The organism is Pelagibacterium sp., from assembly GCF_048264985.1.
In the GTDB taxonomy this organism is placed as follows: Bacteria; Pseudomonadota; Alphaproteobacteria; order Rhizobiales; family Devosiaceae; genus Pelagibacterium.
This window is the reverse complement of the sequence record NZ_JBLXCL010000002.1, coordinates 108,860-132,155: the sequence shown is the minus strand read 5'-3', so window position 1 is coordinate 132,155 and position 23,296 is coordinate 108,860. Positions and strand designations below refer to the sequence as shown.

The following is a 23,296-nucleotide window of genomic DNA, read 5'->3' as shown; positions in this document are numbered from 1 at the left end:
ATCCTGATTGGCTTTGTCCATCGGGAAGCACCCGGGACCGTCGGTTTGTGCTTCGGGTTCGACTTTCAAGTCGGGCCTGAAATCACGTTTTTCGCACGGTCTGTCGGCCCTGTTCTTTAGAGCGGGGCAGAGGAGGGGCGCTGTCTTTTGTTGTTTTTTGAAAGGACATGCGATGTCAAAACGTCATTCGCAGAAGCACAAGATCGACCGCCGTCTTGGCGAAAATATCTGGGGTCGCCCGAAGTCCCCGCTCAATTCCCGTGCCTATGGCCCAGGTCAGCACGGCCAGCGCCGCAAGAGCAAGCTTTCGGATTTTGGTATTCAGCTGCGCGCAAAGCAGAAGCTGAAGGGCTATTATGGCTCGATCACCGAAAAGGCCTTTAAGCGCGTTTACGCTGAAGCTGCCCGTCGTCGCGGTGATACCGGTGAAAACCTGATCGGCATTCTCGAAAGCCGCCTGGACGCCATCGTTTATCGCGCCAAGTTCGTGCCGACAGTGTTTGCTGCCCGTCAGTTCGTCAACCATGGCCACGTTCAGGTCAATGGCAAGCGCGTCAACATCCCGAGCTACAATGTGCAGCCGGGCGACGTGATCTCGATCCGCGAGCGCTCCAAGCAGCTCACCATCGTCCTGGAAGCCGTCCAGCTCGCTGAGCGCGACGTGCCGGACTATGTCGATGCCGATCACTCCAAGATGACCGCAACCTTCGTGCGCGTTCCGACCCTGGGCGATGTGCCCTATCCGGTCCAGATGGAACCGAACCTGGTCGTCGAATTCTATTCGCGCTAAGCGAAGTCAAAAGTTTCAAATCGAAGGGCCGCCCAACTGGGCGGCCCTTTTTGTTTGATCGTTGTGTAATCTGCGCCCCGGGAAGGGGACTGGTTCGGGCCAGCGCGCTCTAATCGGCATACTGACTCACCGATTCCTTGATCGGCTCCTGATCGCGCGGGATGTGACTTTCAAAGTGCATAAGGCGCTTGTGGACAGAGAGCAGTTCGATGACCGTGGACCAGGCGCGCGCAAGAAACTGGAATGAAGATGCTACCTGACCGAAAGCTTGCTGCACCTGCTGATACAACCCCAGCGTCAGCGCACCTGCAAGAATGGACGGCGATAGGGCAAGCAGCGGGATATACCCTGCTAGGTTGAGATAGCCGTAACGGGCGAGATTGAAGTAGGTGTAATGCCAATAAAGGCGGAAGTAGTTCTTCTGCACATTGGCAAACAGCTCCCGCCATGTTGCCGGCTGGGCATATTCTTCGTGGTCTTCGCCATACACCAGCTCCTTGCGGTAAGCGGCTTCGACCTTCTGATTCTCGAAGTTGAGGCCCGGTAGCTTAACGCCGACAATTGCCAATAGCACTGTGCCGAATGCGGCCGACAACAATGCCACCCAGACAAGACTGCCCGGAACGTCGCCGATCAGGGGCAGAGACGTCACGTTCTGGGATAGCGTCCACAGAAGAGGGATGAACACGACGAGTGTAATCAGCGAATCCAGGAACGCCACGCCCAAATCCTCGGTGATCGAGGCGAATCGCATAGTATCTTCCTGAACGCGCTGCGCTGCGCCTTCCGTTGTGCGGATCGAGGGCCACCAGGCCATGTAGTAAGAGTTCATCGCCTTGCGCCAGCGAAAGACATAATGGGCTGAGTAGAAGGCGACGATGACTGCCACGACGATGCGCGGCATCAGGACAATGAACGCTTCGCCGATCTGCCCATAAAATTCTTCAGGTGTGACGGACCCAGGCTCGGTGAGGGCCAATTGCATCGTGTTGAAGAACCGGCCTTGCCAGTTGTTGATAAACGCATCGACCTGAACGTTGAAGTAGACCAGCAGCATGATGGCCACAGTGCTGACCACTGACCACCAATACCATTCGTTGCGCTTGTAATTGTACCAGAACACACAGAAGGCCAAGGCGAGAATGAGCAGATATTGGTAGAACCAAATACGCTCTCCAGTGAGGAATGAGCCTTCCGGAAGGCAACGGGCTTGAGTGGCCGAGGGGGCGTCCGACTGGGTCACCGATGAGTCGGGGAGATCGGGGTCTGTCAGTTCGGCGCCAGGTACGGCCTGAGCGGTATCGGCCACGCCGGGCGGGGTCACTGTCTCGGTCGGTGCGCAAGGCGGTGGCAGAATAAATCGGTCGATACTGACATAGGGTTGCAGTGTCGGGCCCAGTGTGGACCAGGCGACGATGGCCAGAAGCATCATACCCAGCAGGGATGAGAAAAAGAGCTTTGGCACCGGAAAAAAGGATCGAAACATAAGGCGCTCCACATGGGACGGCGACCATGCCATTCCTCTGCAGGCCGCGAACCATGATCTAAGTCCGGGAATTTGGCACATGCAAGAGCATGAGCGGGCAGGAAGTGGGCTGATCGACGGCAATTGACCGGTTTTTGACGCGAATGCGCATCAGCGCGTTGAGGCAAGCGCAAGGCCGAGCCTGTATGAGGGATCAAGCCGGATCGCAGATGGTTCCTGACAGGTTCGGTTTGAACGGGTCGAAAGCAGCCTTGTTCTGCGTCACCGGGCCGGGTGAGCCGCATTTGCGGGATTCGCCCGGCCTGTCGACCAAATGGGCCGCTCCCCCTTTTCCCTTGCGCTGGCGGCATGTATCAAACGCAGGCATTGCGTTCTGTTGTCGTGACCGCGCAAAAAGGAACCAGAATGAATACTGCCGAACCGATTGCGGACATCGATGAATCCTGCCCAGCGCTTTTTCGGGACGCGCCGGCCGGCGTTGAATTCAACAAGCTGCGCAAGCGGCTTATCCGGCAGGTTCGCGAGACGCTCGATACCTATGGAATGGTGCGGCCGGGCACCAAATGGCTGGTCGCTCTGTCTGGCGGCAAGGACAGCTATGGGTTGCTTGCGGTGCTGCTGGATCTGAAATGGCGGGGTTTGCTGCCTGTCGAGCTTCTGGCATGCAATCTCGATCAGGGGCAGCCGAATTTTCCCAAGCATATTCTGCCTGAGTTCCTGGAGCGCAACAATATTGCACATCGGATCGAGTATCAGGACACGTATTCGATTGTCACCGATAAGCTGCCACAGGGGGCGACCTATTGCTCATTGTGTTCGCGGTTGCGGCGTGGGCATCTTTATCGCGTTGCGCGCGAGGAGGGGTGCTCGGCGCTTGTTCTTGGGCATCATCGCGAAGATATCCTCGAGACGTTCTTCATGAATTTCTTCCATGGCGGCAAACTCGCTGCCATGCCGCCGAAGCTGCTTAACGACGATGGCGACGTCGAAGTGCTACGTCCGCTGGCCTTTTGCGCCGAGTCCGATTTGGCCCGGTTTGCCGAGGCGCTCGAATTTCCGATTATTCCTTGCGATTTGTGCGGTTCTCAGGATGGGCTCCAGCGCAATGCGATGAAAGCAATGCTCGATGATTTCGAGCGAAAGATGCCGGGGCGCAAGGATGTGATGATCCGGGCGCTTGGAAATATCAATCCCAGCCATATGCTGGACCCGAAACTTTTCGATTTCGCCGCATTGGCGGCCAAGGGGACACAATGAATATCGAGCGCCTGACGGCAATCCTGCGTGAGGCTGCGGCCAAGGAAATCATGCCGCGGTTCCGCAGGCTCGATGAGGGCACGGTGCGTACCAAATCGCACGCGCATGATCTGGTCACTGAAGCCGACGAGGCGTCGGAACGGTACATTACCGAGGCGATCAAGGCGGCATCGCCCCAGACGGTCGTGATCGGCGAAGAGGCAGTCGCTGCCGATCCCAAGCTGCTCGACACACATTTCGAGAACCAGACAGTGGTTTATGTCGATCCTGTCGACGGAACGTGGAATTTCGCTGCCGGGTTGCCGTTGTTCGCCGTTATGGCGGCTGTAGTGCAAAAGGGCGAAGTGGTCGCCGGTGTGATCTATGACCCGCTGGGCGATGATTGGGTGATGACCGAGCGCGGGTGCGGTTGTTTTCAGGTGTTTCCCGACGGACGCATGCTGCGGCAGAAATTTGCCGATCCCGTGCCGCTGGACCAAATGGCGGGCACCGCTTCGGCCTCATATTTGGCGGTGGACAAGCGGGCGGAGATTTTGGGCAACCTTGCAAAAATTCACACGCTTGGGGCTTATCGCTGCGCGGGCCATGAATACCGGCTTGGTGCGGGGGGCAACCTCAATTTCATGATGTACAACAAGCTGACACCCTGGGATCACGCGGCGGGGTCGCTGATGATGATTGAAGCTGGCGCCCATGTCGCTCATTTCGATGGGACGGCTTACAGGCCCGCCCATATGGAGGGCGGGTTGCTGGTTGCTGGCAGCAAAGACAGCTGGGACGAGCTTCGTCGCGAAGTGTTCACTCTGTAGGGGGGCGGCGTAAATTGCAGTCGGGGTGCCGCTGTGGGCGCCACCCCGATCAATTCAGGGGCTACTCAGTGCGCCTCAACGCCCACTGGCTCGTCTTTGTATTCTTCGCCGACACCAAAAAGCTTGCCCTTTTCGGCGATGAGCACACACCCGATGGCCATAAGGCCCATAACGAAATAGCCGGCGGCAATCGGGGTCACAGTCCCATTAAAGAAGCTGCCGGTGATGGTGCCAAGGATAGCACCACCAACTGTCTGGATGAATCCGAAAACGGACGACGCGGTGCCGGCGACGGCGCCGAGCGGTTCCATCGAGAGCGAGTTCATGTTCGATGCTGTCCAGCCGAACATGAACATGATGATGCACAGCAGTGTCATGAACAGCCAGAGCGGCATGGGCACGGTGAGCGAAAGGATGAGCCATATCGCGCTCATTCCTGTGAACACCAGGATAGCGCCGTGGCTGAGACGGCGCATGCCGATACGGCGTACCATGCGCGAATTGGTGTAAGACGAGACCGACATCAACGACGCCTGGAAGGCGAAGGCCAGAGGGAACAGCGCCCCCAGGTCATATACCCCGACATAGATCTGCTGGGACGTGTTGATGAACCCGAACAGGGCACCGAAAATGAACGTGCCTGCCAGCCCATACATGATGGCCATGCGGTTGGACAAAACGATGCGGAAGCCCTCGATTACCACCTTGGGGCGCAGAGGGCGGCGATGTTCGGGTGCCAGCGTCTCGGGCAGTCGCGAGAAAGTCCAGATCGAGATGACCAGGCCCAGACCCGCCATGAAGAGGAAAATGTACTCCCATGGGCCGGTAAGCAAGATGACCTGGCCAATGGCCGGCGCGATGACAGGAATGATCATGAAGACCATGAAGACCAGCGACATCACTTCGGCCATGGCGCGACCGCCGAAGCGGTCTCTCACTACCGATGTGGCGATAACGCGGGTGCCCGCAGCGCCCATGCCCTGAACGAAGCGCAAGACCAGCAGCGTTGCGAAATTTGGCGAGAACACTGCAGCAAACGCAGCGATGACGTAAACGGCGAGACCGGCAAACAAAGGGGCGCGTCGGCCGAATCTGTCGGAAAGCGGGCCGAAAGCCAATTGAGCAATACCGAAGCCGAGCATATAGGCTGTCAGCACATAATGGCGATCGTTCTCGTTCATGACGCCCAGCGCTTCGCCCATATAGGGCAGGGCAGGCAGCATCACGTCGATGGCCAACGCATTGAGCGCCATAAGCCCTGCGATAAGAGCGATGAATTCTGGCCGGGAGACTTCCCGGGTTGCAGTCGTTGTCGTCGTCATGGGGATACCCTGGAAATGGCAAGGCCGGGACTCGTCGGCCCGGCCTTGTTAGAAAAGTTTGAACCCCTCGGTTGGGTTTGGCAACCCTAAATCACCGGTTGAGGTGCGACGAAGGCCGGCGCCTTGCCTTCCTTGATCGGAATGTGGATCGCCGCGGATAGCAGGCCGATAATGATGCCCAGGTACCAAACAGCGTAGTAATCGCCGGTCATGTCATAGGACAGACCACCGAGCCAGACGCCAAAGAACGATCCTATCTGGTGAGAAAGAAAGGCCACACCGTACAGCATGCCCATATAACGCGGGCCAAAGAACAGGCTGACCAATCCGGCGGTCAGTGGCACTGTGGCCAGCCATAGCATGCCAAGTGTTGCGGCGTAGATGTAAGCGCTGATCTCCGTGATGGGCAACAGCAGGAACGCGGCCGTGCCCACGGCGCGCAGAAGATAGATCACCGAAAGCATGATCTGCTTGGGCAGTCTGTCACCCAACCATCCGGCCAAAAGAGAACCTGCGACGTTGAACAAGCCGATCAGACCGAGCGCCCAGGAACTGGCCTCCGGGGTCAGACCGCATTGGACGAGAAATGCGGGGAAGTGAACAGTGATGAACGCCAAATGGAAGCCGCACACGAAAAAACCGATGACCAGCAGGCGATAGGAGCCGTGGCCCAGAGCCTTCGAGAGTGCCTGCATGAAGGGCATATCGGCATCGCCCGGAGTGCTGTTGGTCTGACCGCGCAGCATTGTCGATAGCGGGACGACCATCAAGATGATGAGCCCGAGATACACCAGCGCCGTCTGCCAGCCGAAATTCGAGATAAAAGCCTGGCCGAGCGGGGCGAAAACGAACTGGCCCATCGACGAGGCCGCGGTGGCTATGCCGAAAATGAAAGAGCGTTTTTCAGGCGGTACAGCACGACCAAAGGCTGCCATCACCACTCCGAACGATGCCGTGCCGATTCCCACGCCCATAAGGACACCGCCGGTCAGCATGAACATGCCTTCGGTGGGCGTAATCGACCACAGGATGAGGCCGAGCGCATAGACCAGAGCGCCGCCCGCGAGAACACGCCCGGTGCCGAACTTGTCGGCAAAGCCGCCAGCGAAGGGCTGCGTGATGCCCCAGACAAGATTTTGAATAGCCAGTGCCATGGCAAAGCCTTCACGCGACCAGCCGAGATCTTCGGTCATGGGCAGAAGGAAAATGCCGGAGGTGGACCGGGCACCGAAGGTGACCATGGCAATAAAGCAGCCGGCAACGATGATGACCGGCAAGGGAACCGGCAGAGCATGGCGAGACGTCTGAGCGGACATCGTCAAGTTTCCACATTAATCGTCAGGAAACGATAAAGACTTCCGGGCTCATCACAAACCAAAATGTGCGATGGGTCTCATCACCATGATTGATTTGAAAGTGTCAGACGCAAAAACGGCCCCAGGCTTTGCTTGGGGCCGTTCGGCGATCGGATAGTAGAAGCAATCAGGCGGTTTGCTTGACCGGGATGCCGGCGTTTTCGAAATGGGTTTGCAGTTCGCCAGCCTGGAACATCTCGCGGATAATGTCGCAACCGCCTACAAACTCGCCCTTCACATAGAGCTGAGGGATCGTTGGCCAGTTGGAATAATCCTTTATGCCCTGACGCAGTTCGTCGGTTTCGAGGACGTTGGCGGATTTATAGTCGACGCCAAGATAGCTCAGAATCTGGACGACCTGGCCCGAAAACCCGCACTGGGGGAAATCAGGCGTCCCTTTCATGAATAAAAAGACGTCGTTTGACTTAACCTGTTCGTCGATAATTGCGTTGATGTCGCTCATCAAAGATATCCTTTCGGCCCGCTGGGGAGGGGGTGGGCGTTGATCGGCGTTTCCCGATAGATAGGGGATGATGGGGGCCATGTCGAGGTCAGCGCCCGCATGTCACCTTTGTACCGCCCCGAGTCCGTTGAGTACGGCAGGGGGAATGGCGAAGGCGGCAATCACGTCCTGATGACGTTTGAACCCGCAAAGCTCGCGCTGGACAAAATAGGCCCATACTGCATTCTGAGCGGCGACCAGTTCCCTGGCTCGCTCGCCCGGCGTGCCGGTGTTGTAGGCAGCGACGGCCTTGGCTACGCGCTGTTCTGCGGCGCCAAGCGAGGCTGCACGTTCACCCATGATTTCGTGCTCGAGAACGGCATGGCCGCCTTCGGGATTGACGGCCTTGATGAGATCGAGGCTGTCGCGCAAGCTCATTTCAAACTCAATCAGGCGCGCTTGTGGTCAGAGCCAGTGCGTGCAACTCGCCGCCCATGTTGCCTTTCAAGGCCTTATAAACGAGTTGATGCTGCTGCACGCGGGACTTGCCACGAAATTCTTCGGACGTGACGGTGGCTGCATAATGGTCGCCATCGCCGGCCAGATCGCGAATGTCGATCTGTGCATCGGGAAGCGCCTGTTTGATCAGAGTTTCGATCTCGGCTGCATCCATTGGCATGTGAGGCACTCTCTTTTTTATCGGGTGTTGAAGCGCGGCTGAACCTAGTTGATTGTAGCGCCCATGAAAGCAGGAAACCAGCCTTCGTAAGCGGCGCCAAGCTCTGTGATGGATATGGCGCGCGTTGCGCCGAGCTTCAAGGTGTCGCCGCCGGTCGATCCAATTATGACCGCAGACACAGGCGCCGCTGCCACGATCTCTTCGGCCTGATCCGCCGAAGTCGTCACAATGTAACGCCCCTGATCTTCGCCAAACCAGGTGGCAAGGCCTGCGTTTTCAGGCGCCGACACTTCGGCGCCAATGCCCGATTTGATTGCCGATTCAGCCAGTGCAAGCGCAAGGCCACCATCGGAAAGGTCGTGGGCTGAGTGCACTTTGCCGTCCTGGATCAGCGAGAGCACGAAGTGGCCCGCTTTCTTCTCATGGTCGAGATCGACAAAAGGGGCGGTGCCTTCACGCCGTCCGAGAACATCACGTAAATAGGCCGTCTGGCCAAGATGACTGCCCCAGTTCTCAGGGGCGCCGATGAGCACAATCACGTCATTGGCCCGCGCAAAGCCGGAGCGTGCCATCTTGGCATGATCTTCGATCAAGCCCACGCCAGCGATTGTCGGGGTCGGCAGGATGCCGCGACCGTTGGTTTCATTGTAGAGCGAGACATTGCCCGAAACTATGGGGAAATCGAGCGCGGTGCAGGCTTCGCCGATACCTTTGATGGCATGAACGATCTGGCCCATAATTTCTGGACGTTCCGGATTGCCGAAATTGAGGTTGTCGGTGGCAGCCAAAGGCTCGGCGCCAGTGGCGATCAGATTTCGCCAGCACTCGGCGACTGCCTGTTTTCCGCCTTCAAAAGGATCTGCTTCGCAATAGCGCGGGTTGACGTCCGAGGCAAAGGCCAGCGCTTTGGTGGGGTGGCCCTCAACGCGCACGACACCGCCGTCTCCGCCGGGTGTCTGGAGCGAGTTGCCTTGAATAAGCGTGTCGTACTGTTCGTAAACCCAACGGCGCGACGAATGATTGGCAGAACCGAGCAGGTCAGTGAGCGCATCGGCAATATCGGCGTCCGGAACTGTCGCGGAATCGAGCGGTTCGGGCAATGTGGGGACAACCCAGGGGCGGTCATATTCCGGCGCTTCGTCACCCAGATCCTTGATAGGAAGATTAGCAACTTCGTCGCCCTGGAACAGCACACGGAAGCGCAGATCGTCGGTGGTCTTGCCGACCGTTGCGAAATCGAGTTCCCATTTCTCGAAAACGGCACGCGCCTCGGCTTCTTTTTCGGGATGCAGCACCATGAGCATGCGCTCCTGGGATTCCGAAAGCATCATTTCATAGGGCGTCATGCGCTCTTCGCGCACCGGGACGGCATCGAGATCGAGTTCGATACCCAGATCGCCCTTGGCACCCATTTCGACAGCAGAACAGGTCAGCCCCGCGGCGCCCATGTCCTGAATGGCAATGACGGCGCCAGTCTTCATGAGCTCGAGACAGGCTTCGAGCAGGCGCTTTTCGGTGAAGGGATCGCCGACCTGAACTGTGGGACGCTTTTCTTCGATATCGTCGCCAAATTCGGCCGAGGCCATCGTGGCACCGCCGACGCCGTCACGGCCGGTCTTGGCACCGAGATAGACGACGGGCAGCCCGACGCCCTTGGCTTCGGAAAGAAAGATCTTGTCAGCATCGGCAAGGCCGGCTGCAAAGGCGTTGACCAGAATGTTGCCATTGTAGCGGGCATCGAACTGGACTTCGCCACCCACCGTCGGCACGCCGAAGGAATTGCCGTATCCGCCGACACCAGCGACAACACCGGAAACCAGGTGCTTGGTCTTTTCGTGATCAGGCTCGCCAAAGCGCAGGGCGTTCATGGCAGCGATGGGGCGTGCGCCCATTGTGAAAACATCGCGCAGGATGCCGCCAACGCCGGTCGCCGCGCCCTGATAGGGCTCGATGAACGAGGGGTGGTTGTGGGACTCCATCTTGAAGACGACGGCCTGACCATCGCCGATATCGACGACGCCGGCATTTTCGCCCGGCCCTTGCAGCACGCGCGGACCAGCGGTCGGCAGCGTCTTGAGCCATTTTTTCGAACTCTTGTACGAGCAATGCTCGTTCCACATGGCCGAGAAGATACCGAGCTCGGTAAATGTTGGCTCGCGACCGATCAGGTCGAGTATCTTCTGGTATTCGTCGGGCTTGAGACCGTGATTGGCGACGAGTTCGGGGGTTATTTCGATGTCGTTGCGAAGAGTCATTTTAGCCAGTCGTCAATGTGGAACCGGGGGCGGAGCATGTCCACTGGATCAGGGGCGCTCTAGTTAAGGAGGCCGGCGAAAATACCCTTGCCGTCCTCGCCGCCATGAGCGGCTTCGATAAGGTTTTCCGGGTGAGGCATCATTCCGAGAACATTGCCGCGGGCGTTGGTAATGCCTGCGATGTTGTTGATCGAGCCGTTTGGATTGGTTTCGCTGGTGTAGCGGAACACTACCTGGGCGTTGTCCTCAAGCGCTGCGATCGTATCATTGTCGGCGAAGTAATTGCCGTCATGATGGGCGACCGGGCATCTAAACACCTGACCTTGCTGATACGTGCGCGAAAATGGGGTTTTTGCGTTGGCCACTTCCAAGTTGACCTCGCGGCAAACGAATTTGAGCGAAGCGTTGCGCATAAGAGCGCCAGGCAGAAGGCCCGCCTCAGTGAGAATTTGAAACCCATTGCAAACGCCAAGGACGTGCACGCCCTTCTCGGCGCGCTCACGGATCACATCCATCATGGGCGAACGGGCGGCAATGGCACCGCAACGCAGGTAATCGCCGTAGGAAAAACCGCCCGGAATGACGATAAGGTCAACATCGGGCAACTCGGCATCCTTGTGCCAGACGACGGCAGGCGGCGTGCCCCCGATCTTTGTCAGCGCCGCGATCATATCGCGTTCGCGGTTGAGGCCTGGAAAGACAACGACTGCGGACTTCATCGCGCTACGTCTCGCTTCTGGAATTTGGGGGCTGAACCGGATGGCCGCCTTGTCGGAATTCTGGCCACAAAAAGCAAGGGGATTCGTACGCGTTTACGTACGAATCCCCAAAGCTGAAGCCAGCAAGCGACTATTCGGCTGGAACTGTCGCCGGGCGCGGTGTGCCCCAGCGGCTGCCGGGTGCGCCGGGCAGGTGTGCCCATGATGGACGTTCGAACAAGAACTTGCCGAAACCGATCTTGCCGATAAGCCAATAGAGGATGAGCGGGCAGACGATCGCTACGACCAGCGAAGCAAGGCTCGCAATTCCTGCATCGATCTCGGGCACAAAACGCAGCAGCACTGTACGGAAGCTGCCCATCGGGATGACGAAGCTCAGATAGATGACGATTGAATGGGCTCCGATCCAGCGCAGCCACTCCATTGCTGCAAGTCGGGCCAGCAGCACAGAGGCCGCACAGACTGCGGTGGCACCGGCCAAGGCCATTGCAAAATTGGCGCCCGGAACGCCCGCTACGCCACTTGTCACAACCCCGTAGGTTACGGCATGGCCCGGTGAAAATACCAAAATGGCATTGACCAGAGCCCAGACCGCGAGCCCGGCAAGAGCCGGACCAGGGTGTGTATCGATCCACGCAGCCAGTTTGAAGATGACAGGAGCCAGAGCATAGCCGGCATAGAAATAGACGAAGTACTCGGCAGTGTAGTTGACGATGGAAATTGATGTCGCAACCGGTGCTATGGATGCGGCGGCGGCAATGACCACTACAGCGACATGAGGAATGCGCAGGCCGTGAAACACTTTGGCCAGGAGGCTGAAGATGGCGAGCGCATAGATGAACCACAGGATCGAATAGGGCTCATAGATGGCGCTGACCATAAGGCTCAACGTTCCGACCGGGTCTCGTTCGACCACGAGGTGCTTGAAGGCAATAAGAATTATTGCCCAAAGGGCATAGAAATAGAGGTAATGAACAACCCGCCTGTCGGCGTAATTGCGCCAGGGACGGGCAATGACCGCCGATAGAAACAAGCCAGATACCAGAAAGAATTCGGGCATGCGAAACGGTGTGGCAAAGCCCAGCACATAGTGCATGAAGCCGACCCGTTCAGTCGCTTCACCCACACCATATGTCGAGTGCATCATCACAACGAGGATGATGGAAATGCCCTTGGCCACATCGACCCAAGCATGGCGTTGTTCAGAAGTTTCAGTCATTTTGCGTCCCCACAGCAAGATTTGAGGGGAGCCTAGTCGAGCAGACTAAACGTGGCCTTGCGCGAGGGCTTGCAATTGAGAGCGTGGTTAAAAATGCGAAAAGACCGAAGTCGAGCTCCGGCCCTTTTCCGATTGGTCCTGCCGTTAGACAGGACATAATCTATTTCGGCTTCAGACCACCGGCACTGTGCCGTAGGCGGCAACCATCACGCCAAGGGCGAGAAAGAACAGGGCCGAAAGGGAAACGGTTTTCAGCATTTCAGGCATACTCCATGGCGCGCGGACGCGACAAACTGCGCAACGTTTAATTTAAATGGGAGAGGTTAACCGATGATCTCTACTGCGTAGTTTTCAATCACGGTGTTGGCGAGCAATTTTTCGCACATTCTCTCGATTTCCGCTTTTGCACTAACGGGATCGGTGGCGGAAAGTTCCAGATCGAACACCTTGCCCTGACGCACAGATTGGACGCCGGAAAAACCCAGTCCTTCGAGTGAACCTTCGATGGCCTGACCTTGAGGGTCGAGAACACCAGTCTTCAATGTAACGATAACGCGGGCTTTCATAGCGATCCGTTTGGCCTTTTGGTTGGGCGGAAGGTTATTGAACCAGCCGGGGGCCGGTTGTCAGTGCATTGTCTGCTTCAACGAGGATACCCAGACGTTGGGCAACTTCGCGGTATGCATCGACCAGGCCGCCAAGATCTTCGCGGAAGCGGTCCTTATCGAGCTTGTTGCGGGTTTTGATGTCCCACAAGCGGCAATTGTCCGGCGAAATCTCGTCGGCCAGAACGATGCGCATGAGGTCACCTTCAAACAGGCGCCCGCATTCGATCTTGAAATCGACGAGCTGGATGCCAACACCCATGAACAGGCCGGTCAGGAAATCGTTGACGCGCACGGCAAGCGCCATGATGTCATCGAGCTCCTGCGGGTTGGCCCAGCCGAACGCCGTGATATGCTCTTCGGATACCATGGGATCGTTGAGCGCATCGTCTTTGTAATAAAATTCGATGATCGAGCGGGGCAGCTGGGTGCCCGATTCAAGGCCCAAACGCTTGCACAGCGATCCAGCGGCGACGTTGCGCACGACCACTTCGATGGGGATGATCTCGACTTCGCGGATCAACTGTTCGCGCATATTGATGCGGCGCACGAAATGGGTCGGGATGCCAAGCGTATTGAGCTTGGTAAATATATATTCGGAAATCCGGTTGTTGAGGACGCCCTTGCCGTCGATGATCTCGTGCTTGGCGCCGTTGCCGGCAGTGGCGTCGTCCTTGAAGTGCTGAATCAGCGTGCCCGGCTCGGGGCCTTCGTAGAGCACCTTGGCTTTGCCTTCGTAAATCTTGCGACGACGGTTCATTAATTCGGTGTCCCGTAAATTGCGCCTGAATGCGGTCGGAATTTGGGCGCACTCATGCGCCTTTTTGGGTGGCCATTGCAAGCCCTTTCATGGGCGGGACCGAACCCTGTGGAGCTCTCCATACAGCGATTCCGCCTTTGTGGTGCGGAAAAACAGTGAAAAGGGTTTACGCTGCGCGCGTCGGTGCGTTGCACGTTGATTTCAAACGCGCGACATCCTATCTCCAATAGAAATCGAACGCAAAAAGGCGAGGAGCTGGATATGTCTTCATTCGACGAACGCGAGAAGGGCGAGGAAGCCAAATTTGCCCACGACGCATCCCTGCGGTTCCGAGCCGAAGCGCGCCGCAATAAACATCTTGCCCATTGGGCATGTGCCCAGATGGGTGTGGAAAGCGCCGATGACATCGCCAACTACGTAGCCGAGGTGATCGCCGCCGACATGACAGAAGCCGGCCCGGCGGACGTCCTGCGCAAGATCAAGGACGATTTCGATGCCAGAGGCGTCGCAATCGAGGAAAGGACCATTGAGGCCAAAGTGGCTGAGTACGATATTCAGGCCCGCTCAGAAGTCCTTTCCGAGATTTGAGGTCCGACGCGATCACAGTGATTTGGGTCCCCGATGGCTGCATCGGGGACTTTTTTGTGAGCCTTCTCGCAGCAAGCAAATGCGCGTTCAGTCGTCGGTGCGAACTGATCGCACCTCGAGCGGGGTACTGAAGCTGATATCGTTCTGGGGGAACGGGATGGAAATGCCAGCCTCGTTGAATGCGTCCCAAAGCGCGAGCAGGACCTGGCCGCGGACATTCGTAAGGCCATTTTCTGGGTCGGTAATCCAGAAGCGCAGCTTGAAATCGAGCGATGAGGCGCCAAACGCAACGAGCCAGCATACCGGTTCCTTGTAGGCGCTCACCCGCTGAATCGACTTGGTGGCTTTGATGGCAAGCACACCGACTTGATGAGGATTGCTATCGTAGCCGACGCCGAACTCGACATCGATGCGCACATTGTGATCCGAATAGGACCAGTTGATAACCTGCTGGGTAATGAAATCTTCGTTGGGGATGAGGTATTTGCGACCGTCCCTCGTCATCACTGATACGAACCGCGCCCGCAACTCCTTGATCGAGCCGAAGGTCTCGCCGAGTTCGATTGTGTCTCCGGGTTTGATGGACCGGTCGAGCAGGATGATGATGCCCGAAATGAAATTGGAAACCACCTTTTGGAGTCCGAAGCCGATACCAACGCCAATCGCTCCCGATACCAGCGTGAGGGTTGTCAGATCGACCCCAGTGGCCGTCAATGCGAAGGCGCCCCCGGCCACCAACAGCCCGATCCTGACAAGTTTCGACGCCAATACCCGAACCGACGCGGATACGTCTTCTGCATGCTCAAGACGGCCCTCTATGACTCGGCTGACGAATGTGACGCCCCAGATGACGATGGCTGTTACCACCAGCGTGCGCAGTACACCGAGCGCTGTGATCCGAATTTCACCGATGTTGATGGCAGTCTGTTCCAGCGCTGTCGTTGTTGCGTCTGACAGGCCAAGCACCACAATTGCGATGTAGATCCAGGCAACGACGGCGATAATGCGTGCAAGGGTTCGGTTGCGGACGATGCGCGCAACGACAGCAAGTCCGAGCCAGGCGGACGCCAGCAGCAGAACGATATCGAGAGTTGCTGTTGAAACGCCGGCTACGAGCAACATGAGCCGGCAACCGAACAGCAAGAGCACGAAAACCAGAAGATCTGACCGGCGGATCAGCGCGATGACAAGCCGCAAGAGGTCGGCGTTACCTTTGATTCCATGGGCGCGCCGCTCGAGCGCGGCCTCCAGCCGTGAGCCGAGTAGCACAGCGCCCAGCGCTGCAAGCGCAACCATGCCGAGTTGAAGCAAGGTTGCCAGATTCCAGTAAGTCTCAATGAAGCCAGTCGAAAGCCGACCGGCTGTGAACCTCAGACTATCGAGCTGTATGTTCACGCGGCTCTCCCCCGCATCACCTGATGGCTTGATTAAGCCACGAGCAGGAGGGGGCGTACAAGCTTTAGATGCGACTCATCAACCGGGTGAACATCAACAGGCCCTCGGGCCATGGGCCGTGACCGGATTCGATATTGATGTGGCCGGCATCGCCAGCGATGTGAAAATCGGACCCCCAGCGGGCCGCAAATTCAGCGGCGCGCTCGACGCTGCAATAGGGATCGTTCGAGGACGCGACAAGCATCGAGGGAAAACGCAGCGGATCGGACGAAAGCCCCCGGAATGGAGAGGTTTCCGCGGGTACATCAGGGTGCTCGTCGACATCGGGGGGAGCGACGAGGAAAGCTGCCTTGACCTTGGTGTCCGCCTGCGTCTGGCTGGCAGCGACGATGGCCTGCACACCCAGTGAATGCCCGACGAGAATGACAGGGCGCGTGGCCATCATGATCTCGCGTTCGAGGGTTTCGAGCCAACCGGCAAGGGTCGGTGCTTCCCATTCGTCCTGCTCGACGAATTTGGCGTTGCGGATCTTTTCGACCCAACGGTGCTGCCAGTGTCCTGGGCCGGAATGGCCAAGGCCGGGAACAATGAGAATGTCGGCGTCTGCAGTTTTCATGACACGATTACTTGGTGGATTTCCGGCCGTAGCGCAAGAGGCGCATTAGGCGAACAATAGGGTGGGGCGCCGGCGATGTTGGGCACGCTACTGACACAAGCTGTCAGTGTGTTTCCGTTATGTTCTCAATTCAGCGGAGATCGAAAACATGACTGAATTGAAAATGGGCCGTATCGATGGAGCCGGCGAAAACTGGATCGGGAGCATCCTAAGCGTATTCAGGGGAGCTAGTGTTTCCGGTGAGCGACGGGGCAGGGGCCGGACACAAAGTGTGCCCGACGCTCTGCGGAAAGATGTGGGATTGAAACCGAAGGGAAACGGCCGGTACTGGCGGTACTATCGGTGATGTCTATTCACCGAACACCCGGCGGAAAATCGTGTCCACATGCTTGAGGTGGTAGGCGTCGTCAAAGCTTGCGTCGATCTGTTCGTCGGAAAGCTTTGCCGAGACGTCAGGATCGGCCTTCAAAAAGTCCGGGAACTTGCCCTCGCCGCGCCACACCTTCATGGCGTTGCGCTGCACGGCCGAATAGCTTTCCTCGCGGCTCATCCCGGCCTGCGTCAGAGCGAGCAGGAAGCGCTGCGAATTGTGCAGGCCGCCGAGCTTGTCCATGTTGGCCTTCATGGTCTCGGGATAGACCACGAGGTTTTCGATGACGCCGGTCAGGCGCGCCAGCGCGAAATCGAGGGTCACCGTGGCGTCGGGGCCGATCATGCGCTCGACCGAGGAGTGCGAGATATCGCGCTCGTGCCAGAGGGCGACGTTCTCGAGCGCCGGGGTGACCATGCCGCGGACCAGGCGAGCGAGGCCGGTGAGGTTTTCTGTCAGCACGGGATTGCGCTTGTGCGGCATGGCCGATGAGCCCTTCTGGCCCTTGGAGAAGAACTCCTCGGCTTCGAGCACTTCGGTACGCTGCAGGTGGCGGATTTCGGTAGCAAGGCGCTCAATCGACGAGGCGATAACGCCGAGCGTCGCGAAATACATCGCATGGCGGTCGCGCGGGATGACCTGAGTGGAGACGGGTTCGACGGCAAGGCCCATCTGCTCGGCGACATATTCTTCAACCGAAGGATCGATATTGGCGAACGACCCCACGGCCCCGGAAATTGCGCAAGTGGCGATTTCGACACGGGCGTTGACCAGCCGTTCGCGGCAGCGGGCAAATTCGGCATAGGCTTGAGCCAGCTTGACGCCGAACGTGGTGGGCTCGGCATGAATGCCGTGGCTGCGGCCGATGGTGATTGTGTTCTTGTGCTCGTAGGCGCGCTTTTTGAGCGCGGCGAGCAGCGCGTCGAGATCGGCCAGCATTAGGTCGGCGGCACGGGCGAGCTGGACCGAAAGCGTCGTGTCCAGAACGTCAGAAGAGGTCATGCCCTGATGGACGAAGCGGGATTCCGGGCCAACGATTTCCGCCAGATGGGTCAGGAACGCTATGACGTCGTGTTTGACTTCACGCTCGATCTCGTCGATGCGGTCGACGTTAAATTCTGCGTCCTTGCCCTTGGCCCAGATCTCGTCGGCTGAGGCCTGCGGCACGACGCCGAGTTTGGCCTGCGCGGTGGTGGCATGCGCTTCGATTTCGAACCAGATTTTGAACTTGGTCTCGGGTGACCAGATGTCGACCATCTGCTGGCGGGAATAGCGCGGGATCATGGGTTTAGGTCCGTCGTTCTAAGATTGGTTCAAATTAGCCGGCCATCGCGGCGTTGCGTATGGCCTTGATGCGGGGGGCGTAAGTTTTGGCGTCATTGCCTTTGTAAACAGCCGAGCCGGCCACCAAAGCGCTGGCACCAGCCTTGGCGAGCGCCCCGGCATTGGATGGGTCCACGCCGCCGTCAACTTCTATTTCGATGGCACGGTCGCCGATCAGGGCTTTGGCCTGTTCGACCTTGGTGATGGCTTCGGGAATGAAGGCCTGACCGCCAAAACCGGGATTGACGCTCATTATCAATATAAGGTCGAGCTTATCAATGACGTGCTGGATGGCGGAAACCGGAGTTGCCGGATTGAGCGCCACACCGGCCTTTTTGCCCAGCGCCTTGATGGCCTGCAGCGAGCGGTCGAGATGGGCGCCCGCTTCGGCGTGAATGGTGATGATATCGGCGCCCGCTTTGGCGAAAGCCTCGATATAGGGATCGACAGGGGCAATCATCAGATGGACATCGAGAACCTTGTCGGTCACCGGGCGGATCGCATCGACGATCAGCGGGCCGATGGAGATGTTGGGCACAAAATGGCCGTCCATCACATCGACGTGCACCCAATCGCAGCCAGCTTCGTCGATGGCGCGCACTTCCTCGCCCAGACGGGAGAAGTCGGCGGAAAGAATCGAGGGCGCAATTTTAATGGGGCTACGGGTCATGAAGCGCTCCAATGGTCGGCTTTGTCGCGGCTTCATAGTACGCTGCCGCCGCGATGCCCAGTCCTAAAAGCCCTTGCCTACTGGCAACGAAGGGATAATTAATTCAAAAAAATGGTCTTTCGGGGGAAGGGCGTTGGTCGCAAATTTCGCAATTCTTGGTGGTCTCGCACTCCTCGACAGCACGTCAATCGGCACGCTGTTCATTCCGCTCTGGCTGCTTCTTGCGCCCGGTATGCTGCGAGTAGGGCGGGTCGGCATTTTCCTGGCGGGCATAGCGGGCATTTATTTCGCGATTGGTATCGCACTCATGCTCGGAGCCGATGTGGCCCTTGGATGGATTCAGGCTGCCTTTGGAGAGGGAGGTCTCCTCGACACCCCTCCAGTTAACGGCGCGCTGTTTGCCATCGGCCTTGCTCTTTTGGCGATCAGCTTTCGTAAATCCAAACCTCAGGCAGGTCCATCCCGCGTTACGCGCTGGCGAGAGAAGACCCTATCGACGCACTCGATGCGGGGGCTGGTTCTCCTTGCTGCTATTGCAGCCGGGCTCGAGGTTTTCACCATGTTGCCATATCTTGGTGCGGTCGGATATCTCGCAGCGCAGGACATGAACTGGGCTCTGCGGGTTGGGTGGCTGGCATTTTATTGTTTCGTGATGATTCTGCCGGCACTTTTTCTGATCTTCATGCGCATCTTGCTGCGCGACCGGGCAGATCCGGTCCTTGTTGGGCTCAATTCGCGGTTGGACAAGGTCGGAAACGAGATGGCTATGTGGGTTGTCGGAATCGCAGGCTTTGTGCTTGCCGGATTCGCCGGACAGCGTCTTTTCGAGTTGTAGGGTAGCATCATCACTAAGCCGCGATGCGACCCGGCAACACATTGCGTATTTGTGGTCAATCGATAGAACAGCGCCCGGATCAGCGCGGGAGCGGATATGTTCGGATTTGAGTTGCCAGTCGTTTTCGGCGCAGGAATTTTGAGTTTCCTCAGCCCGTGCGTGTTGCCGCTGGTGCCGGCCTATCTCAGCTATATGTCGGGCGCCACCTTCGAGCGGTTGCGCGAAGAAGGTGTGGCGGGCGGCAAGCTCTATGGCCGTACGCTCATTACTGCACTGGCTTTTGTTCTTGGGTTCTCGATTATTTTTATCGCGTTCGGGGCGACAGCAACCTTTTTCGGGCAGGCGCTACGTCGCGCGCTGCCAATCCTGATGCCGATCGCCGGAATCGTTATCATTCTCATGGGGCTGCATTTTTTAGGCGTTTTCCGGATTTCCTGGCTCTATCGTCAGTTCAAGCTTGAGGGCCCCAAGATGGCCAGCGGCCCGTTGGGTGGTTTTTTGCTCGGCCTGGCCTTCGCCATTGGCTGGACGCCATGTATCGGGCCAATTCTGGCTGCGATACTGACTGTGGCCGCCAATCAGCAAACGGCCTGGGAGGGCGCCGGCTTGCTGGCTGTATATTCGGCAGGGCTGGGCGTGCCGTTCATTCTGGCGGCGTTGGCATTAGGGCCGTTCCTGACATTTTTCGACGGCTTCAAAAAACACCTCGGAACGGTCGAGAAGGTCATGGGCGGATTGTTGATCATCGTCGGCATCCTCTTTCTCACCGGCAATTTCACCCGGCTAGCCTTCTGGATGCAGGCCAATTTCGAAGTGCTCAATCAGTTCGGCTAGTCTGGCCAGTTGAGATGCCGCCCAAGAGAATGCTGCTCTTGCGTCTGGTTAACCATAATCTTAGACAAATTTGTCTGAGGGGAATTTTCAAGCAACACGACGCGATCACGAAACCGCGAGTTTACCCATTGGGTCCAGGGTGTACCCGGATCAAATGGGGGATTGGTGGCGATGTCGGCAAGTTTGGCCACTTCTGAAATGGTGCCTAGTCCGGGTCTGGCCGGGGTGTCGATCAGGATTGAGCAAGAGATCGATGCTGTGGCTGCGCACTGGCTGTCGCTTGAGCAATCGCACTGCATTCTGCCATCCCAAAAGTTTGCGCTCGTGATGGCATGGATCAAGGCAAACACCGTGCCGGCCCAAAACTGCGCATTTGTCTTGATTTCGCTGGACGGAAAACCGGCTGCGCTACTGCCGTTGATGCGCAAGCGTGTCTATGGCTTGCGTGTTGCTACATGGTTTACCGGTGAGCATTTGGGTGCGTACGCGCCGCTGTTCGATCGAAAATTGTGGGCAAGTGTTTCGAGCGCCGGACGTATGGCATTGTGGCAGCGGACATTTTTTCTTGTCGCCGACTGTGATCTCGTCCATCTGCCGGATATGCCTTTGGCGCTCGCGCAGGACAGCGGGCTGAGCGCTGCGCTGAATAGTCGGCCGCTTGCCGATAGCGTGCATGTTTCACGCTACAGCGACTGGGCGAGTTGCGACGCGGATCGTCGCGACAAGCATCGGCGCAAAGTGGATCGCCAGCAAGGCAACAAGCTCGCTGGGCGCGGGGCGGTCAGTTTTGATGTGCTAAGGGCCGGTCCCCAAGCCGACGCTGTCATCGATACGATGTTTGCGCATCGGGCCGAGCGTTTCAAGGTACAGGGTATCCGCGATCCATTTCGCGATAGTGCGATCAAGGATTTCTACAAGCTCGCCATGGCCAGCGCCGGCGGCGTGCTGCATGTGCTGCGGCTGGATGACGCCGTGATCGCCGTTCGCTACAATATCGAGGCAGGCGGTGGCCTCTATTCTCTCATCACCTCGATGCATCCTTGCCCGGATATGCAGTCTGGTTCACCGGGAAAACAGAATTTGCTGCGCGCCATGCAGGCCAGCTTTGACGACGGTCATCAATTTGTCGACATGGGCAAAGGTATGAGCGAGGAGAAGCGGCTCTGGTGCAATGAAAAGCAGGCGCTTATGGCGTTCACTCAAGCTTTGACGCCGACCGGCCAACTCGCTTCGGCGGGCATGGCGGCAGGAGATCGGGCGAAGGGCGCTATCAAAAGTCGCCCGGCGTTGTTTGACATGTACCGAACGCTGCGCAGCCGTGTTGGTGGTTGGACGCGCAACGCCAAGACCTGACGGGCCGATTGTGCATGGTATTTTGATTCCGAAACGTGAGCTAACGGATTGTCTTTAAAAGAGTTTCATGCCGCGAAGCGACGTATGCGTGGATTTGCCGACGATGATGTGATCGTGCACAGTAATGCCGAGCGGTTTAGCGATGTCGGCGATCTGGCGCGTCATCTGAACGTCCGCAGATGACGGCGCTGGATCACCCGAAGGGTGGTTATGCACCAGGATCAGTGCGGTGGCGGAGAGTTCGAGCGTGCGCTTGATGACTTCACGCGGATAGACCGGAGTGTGGTCTACGGTTCCCATCTGTTGAACTTCGTCAGCGATCAGCTTGTTCTTCTTGTCGAGAAAAAGGATGCGGAACTGCTCGACGGTTTCGTAAGCCATGGATGTCTTGCAATAGTCGATCACCTCGGCCCAGGAGCCTAGAACATGGCGCTTGTGGACGGCGTCCTTGCCTATCCGCTGGGCAGCAGCGAGGACGACTTTTAAGTCTGTTATGGCAGTCGGGCCAAGGCCGTCGATTTCCTCAAGCAGATGCGGTGGTGCGCCGATCGCCTCGGAAAAGCTTCCGAAGCGCTTGAGCATTGCCTTGGCGATTGGCTTGGTGTCGCGTCGCGGTAAAATGCGGAACAAGAGCAGCTCAAGGAGCTCATAGTCCTCCAAAGCCACAGCGCCAGCTTTTTTGAACCGTTCGCGCAGCCGGTCGCGGTGCCCGTGATAATCGGGCGCCGCCTCGGCCAATCCATTCGTGTCGCCTCCCCCCGATTTCGACGTCATGGAGTTTTGCGGGCCTCCAGTGGATTGAACAGTCCGCGCGGTGACAGCGTGAAAATCTCGGCCCCGGTCTCAGTGATCCCGATGGAATGTTCGCATTGTGCGGACAGAGTTCTATCCCGAGTGACAGCGGTCCAGCCATCGTTGAGAATTTTGACCTGGGGCCGGCCAAGATTGATCATCGGTTCGATGGTGAAGATCATGCCAGGCTTGAGTTCAACACCGGTGCCTGGATTGCCGAAATGCATGATGTTGGGTTCGTCATGGAACAGGCGACCCAATCCGTGGCCGACAAAATCGCGTACGACGCTGGCGCGTTCGCCTTCGGCGTAGCGCTGGATGGCCGCGCCGATATCTCCTGTAGTGTTGCCTGGACGGGCTGCTTCGATGCCAAGCCGCAGGCTCTCATAGGTAATTTCTATCAACCGCTCTGCCTTGCGGGAAATTTCGCCGACCGGGTACATCCGGCTCGAATCGCCGTGCCAGCCGTCCATGATCAGTGTGACGTCGATATTGACAATATCGCCCTCGCGCAGCGGCTTGTCGCTGGGCATGCCGTGGCACACGACATGGTTGATCGAGGTGCAGGTCGAATAGCGATAGCCGCGATAATTGAGCGTAGCCGGTGTGGCGCCATTGTCGCGGGCGAACTCATAGACAAAGCGATCAAGCTTGGCAGTCGGCACACCGGGTTCAACCATTGGTGTAATCAGATCAAGCACTTCGGCGGTCAGTTCACTGGCTTTGCGCATCCCGGCAAAGCCTTCTTCGCCGTGCAGCGGGATGACACCGGGCATGCGCTTCTTTTTGGCCGCCGCTTCGACGTAGGTGGTCATTATCGTC

24 protein-coding genes are annotated in these 23,296 nt (G+C 57.8%); 7 read left to right on the top strand and 17 right to left on the bottom strand.

Annotated elements, in window-relative coordinates; translation table 11 throughout:
* The first annotated feature begins 172 nt into the window (after positions 1 to 172).
* Positions 173 to 790, top strand: a complete 618-nt coding sequence (gene rpsD / locus ACN0TA_RS09975; protein WP_417582386.1) for a 30S ribosomal protein S4 — start codon at positions 173 to 175, stop codon at positions 788 to 790.
* Between the two features lie 109 nt (positions 791 to 899).
* On the opposite strand, the gene ACN0TA_RS09970 is transcribed toward rpsD, so the two are convergent.
* Positions 900 to 2,276, bottom strand: coding sequence for a peptide transporter (locus ACN0TA_RS09970; protein ID WP_417582384.1), 1,377 nt, complete (start codon positions 2,274 to 2,276; stop codon positions 900 to 902).
* A 405-nt stretch (positions 2,277 to 2,681) separates the two neighbouring features.
* Between ACN0TA_RS09970 and ttcA the strand changes: the two genes are divergently transcribed.
* Together ttcA and ACN0TA_RS09960 are read left to right on the top strand one after the other, a co-directional pair.
* A complete protein-coding gene (gene ttcA, locus ACN0TA_RS09965) occupies positions 2,682 to 3,533 on the top strand; it encodes a tRNA 2-thiocytidine(32) synthetase TtcA (protein ID WP_417582381.1) in 852 nt (283 codons plus the stop codon).
* Entirely contained in the window at positions 3,530 to 4,342 is an 813-nt protein-coding gene (locus tag ACN0TA_RS09960) for an inositol monophosphatase family protein (protein ID WP_417582379.1), read from the top strand. Before ttcA ends, ACN0TA_RS09960 begins: the two co-directional genes overlap by 4 nt.
* Before the next feature lie 65 nt (positions 4,343 to 4,407).
* Here the strand turns inward: ACN0TA_RS09960 and ACN0TA_RS09955 are convergent, their stop codons facing one another.
* The 10 genes from ACN0TA_RS09955 to purC all read right to left on the bottom strand — a co-directional run bounded on the left by ACN0TA_RS09955 (position 4,408) and on the right by purC (position 13,698).
* Entirely contained in the window at positions 4,408 to 5,664 is a 1,257-nt protein-coding gene (locus ACN0TA_RS09955) for a multidrug effflux MFS transporter (RefSeq protein ID WP_417582377.1), read from the bottom strand.
* Between the two features lie 86 nt (positions 5,665 to 5,750).
* Complete coding sequence (locus tag ACN0TA_RS09950) at positions 5,751 to 6,980, bottom strand: MFS transporter (protein ID WP_417582375.1); 1,230 nt, start codon at positions 6,978 to 6,980, stop codon at positions 5,751 to 5,753.
* A 166-nt stretch (positions 6,981 to 7,146) separates the two neighbouring features.
* Entirely contained in the window at positions 7,147 to 7,482 is a 336-nt protein-coding gene (grxD, locus tag ACN0TA_RS09945) for a Grx4 family monothiol glutaredoxin (RefSeq protein ID WP_417582373.1), read from the bottom strand.
* A 102-nt stretch (positions 7,483 to 7,584) separates the two neighbouring features.
* Positions 7,585 to 7,899, bottom strand: coding sequence for a DUF6665 family protein (locus ACN0TA_RS09940; RefSeq protein ID WP_417582371.1), 315 nt, complete (start codon positions 7,897 to 7,899; stop codon positions 7,585 to 7,587).
* A 7-nt stretch (positions 7,900 to 7,906) separates the two neighbouring features.
* Positions 7,907 to 8,140 (bottom strand): BolA family protein, encoded by a 234-nt coding sequence (locus ACN0TA_RS09935; protein ID WP_417582369.1) that lies wholly within the window; start codon positions 8,138 to 8,140, stop codon positions 7,907 to 7,909.
* Positions 8,141 to 8,184: 44 nt separating this feature from the next.
* Positions 8,185 to 10,395, bottom strand: coding sequence for a phosphoribosylformylglycinamidine synthase subunit PurL (purL, locus tag ACN0TA_RS09930; protein WP_417582367.1), 2,211 nt, complete (start codon positions 10,393 to 10,395; stop codon positions 8,185 to 8,187).
* Between the two features lie 59 nt (positions 10,396 to 10,454).
* Complete coding sequence (gene purQ, locus ACN0TA_RS09925; RefSeq protein WP_417582365.1) at positions 10,455 to 11,114, bottom strand: phosphoribosylformylglycinamidine synthase subunit PurQ; 660 nt, start codon at positions 11,112 to 11,114, stop codon at positions 10,455 to 10,457.
* 130 nt (positions 11,115 to 11,244) lie between these two features.
* Entirely contained in the window at positions 11,245 to 12,333 is a 1,089-nt protein-coding gene (locus ACN0TA_RS09920) for an acyltransferase family protein (protein WP_417582363.1), read from the bottom strand.
* Between the two features lie 323 nt (positions 12,334 to 12,656).
* Entirely contained in the window at positions 12,657 to 12,899 is a 243-nt protein-coding gene (gene purS / locus ACN0TA_RS09915; protein WP_417582361.1) for a phosphoribosylformylglycinamidine synthase subunit PurS, read from the bottom strand.
* A 34-nt stretch (positions 12,900 to 12,933) separates the two neighbouring features.
* Positions 12,934 to 13,698 (bottom strand): phosphoribosylaminoimidazolesuccinocarboxamide synthase, encoded by a 765-nt coding sequence (gene purC, locus ACN0TA_RS09910; protein ID WP_417582359.1) that lies wholly within the window; start codon positions 13,696 to 13,698, stop codon positions 12,934 to 12,936.
* A 261-nt stretch (positions 13,699 to 13,959) separates the two neighbouring features.
* On the opposite strand from purC, the gene ACN0TA_RS09905 reads away from it, so the two are divergent.
* Complete coding sequence (locus tag ACN0TA_RS09905) at positions 13,960 to 14,286, top strand: DUF1476 domain-containing protein (protein ID WP_417582357.1); 327 nt, start codon at positions 13,960 to 13,962, stop codon at positions 14,284 to 14,286.
* Positions 14,287 to 14,373: 87 nt separating this feature from the next.
* Here the strand turns inward: ACN0TA_RS09905 and ACN0TA_RS09900 are convergent, their stop codons facing one another.
* The 4 genes from ACN0TA_RS09900 to rpe form a co-directional block, all read right to left on the bottom strand.
* Entirely contained in the window at positions 14,374 to 15,675 is a 1,302-nt protein-coding gene (locus tag ACN0TA_RS09900; protein ID WP_417583053.1) for a mechanosensitive ion channel family protein, read from the bottom strand.
* Positions 15,676 to 15,745: 70 nt separating this feature from the next.
* Entirely contained in the window at positions 15,746 to 16,297 is a 552-nt protein-coding gene (locus ACN0TA_RS09895; protein ID WP_417582355.1) for an RBBP9/YdeN family alpha/beta hydrolase, read from the bottom strand.
* Positions 16,298 to 16,646: 349 nt separating this feature from the next.
* Positions 16,647 to 17,951, bottom strand: a complete 1,305-nt coding sequence (gene purB / locus ACN0TA_RS09890) for an adenylosuccinate lyase (protein WP_417582353.1) — start codon at positions 17,949 to 17,951, stop codon at positions 16,647 to 16,649.
* A gap of 34 nt (positions 17,952 to 17,985) precedes the next feature.
* Positions 17,986 to 18,660: a ribulose-phosphate 3-epimerase gene (gene rpe / locus ACN0TA_RS09885; RefSeq protein ID WP_417582351.1), complete on the bottom strand. Its 675-nt coding sequence runs from the start codon at positions 18,658 to 18,660 to the stop codon at positions 17,986 to 17,988.
* A gap of 133 nt (positions 18,661 to 18,793) precedes the next feature.
* On the opposite strand from rpe, the gene ACN0TA_RS09880 reads away from it, so the two are divergent.
* The 3 genes from ACN0TA_RS09880 to ACN0TA_RS09870 all read left to right on the top strand — a co-directional run bounded on the left by ACN0TA_RS09880 (position 18,794) and on the right by ACN0TA_RS09870 (position 21,682).
* On the top strand, positions 18,794 to 19,495 hold the full coding sequence (locus ACN0TA_RS09880) for a GAP family protein (protein WP_417582349.1): 702 nt from the start codon (positions 18,794 to 18,796) through the stop codon (positions 19,493 to 19,495).
* Positions 19,496 to 19,591: 96 nt separating this feature from the next.
* Positions 19,592 to 20,329 (top strand): cytochrome c biogenesis CcdA family protein, encoded by a 738-nt coding sequence (locus tag ACN0TA_RS09875; RefSeq protein ID WP_417582347.1) that lies wholly within the window; start codon positions 19,592 to 19,594, stop codon positions 20,327 to 20,329.
* A gap of 171 nt (positions 20,330 to 20,500) precedes the next feature.
* Positions 20,501 to 21,682 carry a GNAT family N-acetyltransferase gene (locus ACN0TA_RS09870; RefSeq protein WP_417582345.1) on the top strand — a complete coding sequence of 394 codons (1,182 nt, stop codon included), beginning with the start codon at positions 20,501 to 20,503 and terminating at the stop codon, positions 21,680 to 21,682.
* 54 nt (positions 21,683 to 21,736) lie between these two features.
* Here the strand turns inward: ACN0TA_RS09870 and radC are convergent, their stop codons facing one another.
* Positions 21,737 to 22,456 carry a RadC family protein gene (gene radC / locus ACN0TA_RS09865; RefSeq protein WP_417582344.1) on the bottom strand — a complete coding sequence of 240 codons (720 nt, stop codon included), beginning with the start codon at positions 22,454 to 22,456 and terminating at the stop codon, positions 21,737 to 21,739.
* A complete protein-coding gene (map, locus tag ACN0TA_RS09860; RefSeq protein WP_417582342.1) occupies positions 22,453 to 23,289 on the bottom strand; it encodes a type I methionyl aminopeptidase in 837 nt (278 codons plus the stop codon). The genes radC and map overlap by 4 nt, the downstream gene beginning before the upstream one ends.
* Positions 23,290 to 23,296: the final 7 nt, after the last annotated feature.

What these genes read in the sequence shown, in the direction of transcription:
- ACN0TA_RS09875 (WP_417582347.1), top strand. Translation starts at nt 19,592, where the DNA reads ATGTTCGGATTTGAGTTGCCAGTCGTTTTCGGCGCAGGAATTTTGAGT.
- ACN0TA_RS09920 (WP_417582363.1), bottom strand. Translation starts at nt 12,333, where the DNA reads ATGACTGAAACTTCTGAACAACGCCATGCTTGGGTCGATGTGGCCAAG.
- ACN0TA_RS09895 (WP_417582355.1), bottom strand. Translation starts at nt 16,297, where the DNA reads ATGAAAACTGCAGACGCCGACATTCTCATTGTTCCCGGCCTTGGCCAT.
- grxD (WP_417582373.1), bottom strand. Translation starts at nt 7,482, where the DNA reads ATGAGCGACATCAACGCAATTATCGACGAACAGGTTAAGTCAAACGAC.
- radC (WP_417582344.1), bottom strand. Translation starts at nt 22,456, where the DNA reads ATGACGTCGAAATCGGGGGGAGGCGACACGAATGGATTGGCCGAGGCG.
- ACN0TA_RS09955 (WP_417582377.1), bottom strand. Translation starts at nt 5,664, where the DNA reads ATGACGACGACAACGACTGCAACCCGGGAAGTCTCCCGGCCAGAATTC.
- map (WP_417582342.1), bottom strand. Translation starts at nt 23,289, where the DNA reads ATGACCACCTACGTCGAAGCGGCGGCCAAAAAGAAGCGCATGCCCGGT.
- ACN0TA_RS09940 (WP_417582371.1), bottom strand. Translation starts at nt 7,899, where the DNA reads ATGAGCTTGCGCGACAGCCTCGATCTCATCAAGGCCGTCAATCCCGAA.
- ACN0TA_RS09935 (WP_417582369.1), bottom strand. Translation starts at nt 8,140, where the DNA reads ATGCCAATGGATGCAGCCGAGATCGAAACTCTGATCAAACAGGCGCTT.
- ACN0TA_RS09870 (WP_417582345.1), top strand. Translation starts at nt 20,501, where the DNA reads ATGTCGGCAAGTTTGGCCACTTCTGAAATGGTGCCTAGTCCGGGTCTG.
- rpe (WP_417582351.1), bottom strand. Translation starts at nt 18,660, where the DNA reads ATGACCCGTAGCCCCATTAAAATTGCGCCCTCGATTCTTTCCGCCGAC.
- rpsD (WP_417582386.1), top strand. Translation starts at nt 173, where the DNA reads ATGTCAAAACGTCATTCGCAGAAGCACAAGATCGACCGCCGTCTTGGC.
- purL (WP_417582367.1), bottom strand. Translation starts at nt 10,395, where the DNA reads ATGACTCTTCGCAACGACATCGAAATAACCCCCGAACTCGTCGCCAAT.
- ACN0TA_RS09905 (WP_417582357.1), top strand. Translation starts at nt 13,960, where the DNA reads ATGTCTTCATTCGACGAACGCGAGAAGGGCGAGGAAGCCAAATTTGCC.
- purQ (WP_417582365.1), bottom strand. Translation starts at nt 11,114, where the DNA reads ATGAAGTCCGCAGTCGTTGTCTTTCCAGGCCTCAACCGCGAACGCGAT.
- purS (WP_417582361.1), bottom strand. Translation starts at nt 12,899, where the DNA reads ATGAAAGCCCGCGTTATCGTTACATTGAAGACTGGTGTTCTCGACCCT.
- ACN0TA_RS09950 (WP_417582375.1), bottom strand. Translation starts at nt 6,980, where the DNA reads ATGTCCGCTCAGACGTCTCGCCATGCTCTGCCGGTTCCCTTGCCGGTC.
- ACN0TA_RS09970 (WP_417582384.1), bottom strand. Translation starts at nt 2,276, where the DNA reads ATGTTTCGATCCTTTTTTCCGGTGCCAAAGCTCTTTTTCTCATCCCTG.
- ACN0TA_RS09960 (WP_417582379.1), top strand. Translation starts at nt 3,530, where the DNA reads ATGAATATCGAGCGCCTGACGGCAATCCTGCGTGAGGCTGCGGCCAAG.
- purC (WP_417582359.1), bottom strand. Translation starts at nt 13,698, where the DNA reads ATGAACCGTCGTCGCAAGATTTACGAAGGCAAAGCCAAGGTGCTCTAC.
- purB (WP_417582353.1), bottom strand. Translation starts at nt 17,951, where the DNA reads ATGATCCCGCGCTATTCCCGCCAGCAGATGGTCGACATCTGGTCACCC.
- ttcA (WP_417582381.1), top strand. Translation starts at nt 2,682, where the DNA reads ATGAATACTGCCGAACCGATTGCGGACATCGATGAATCCTGCCCAGCG.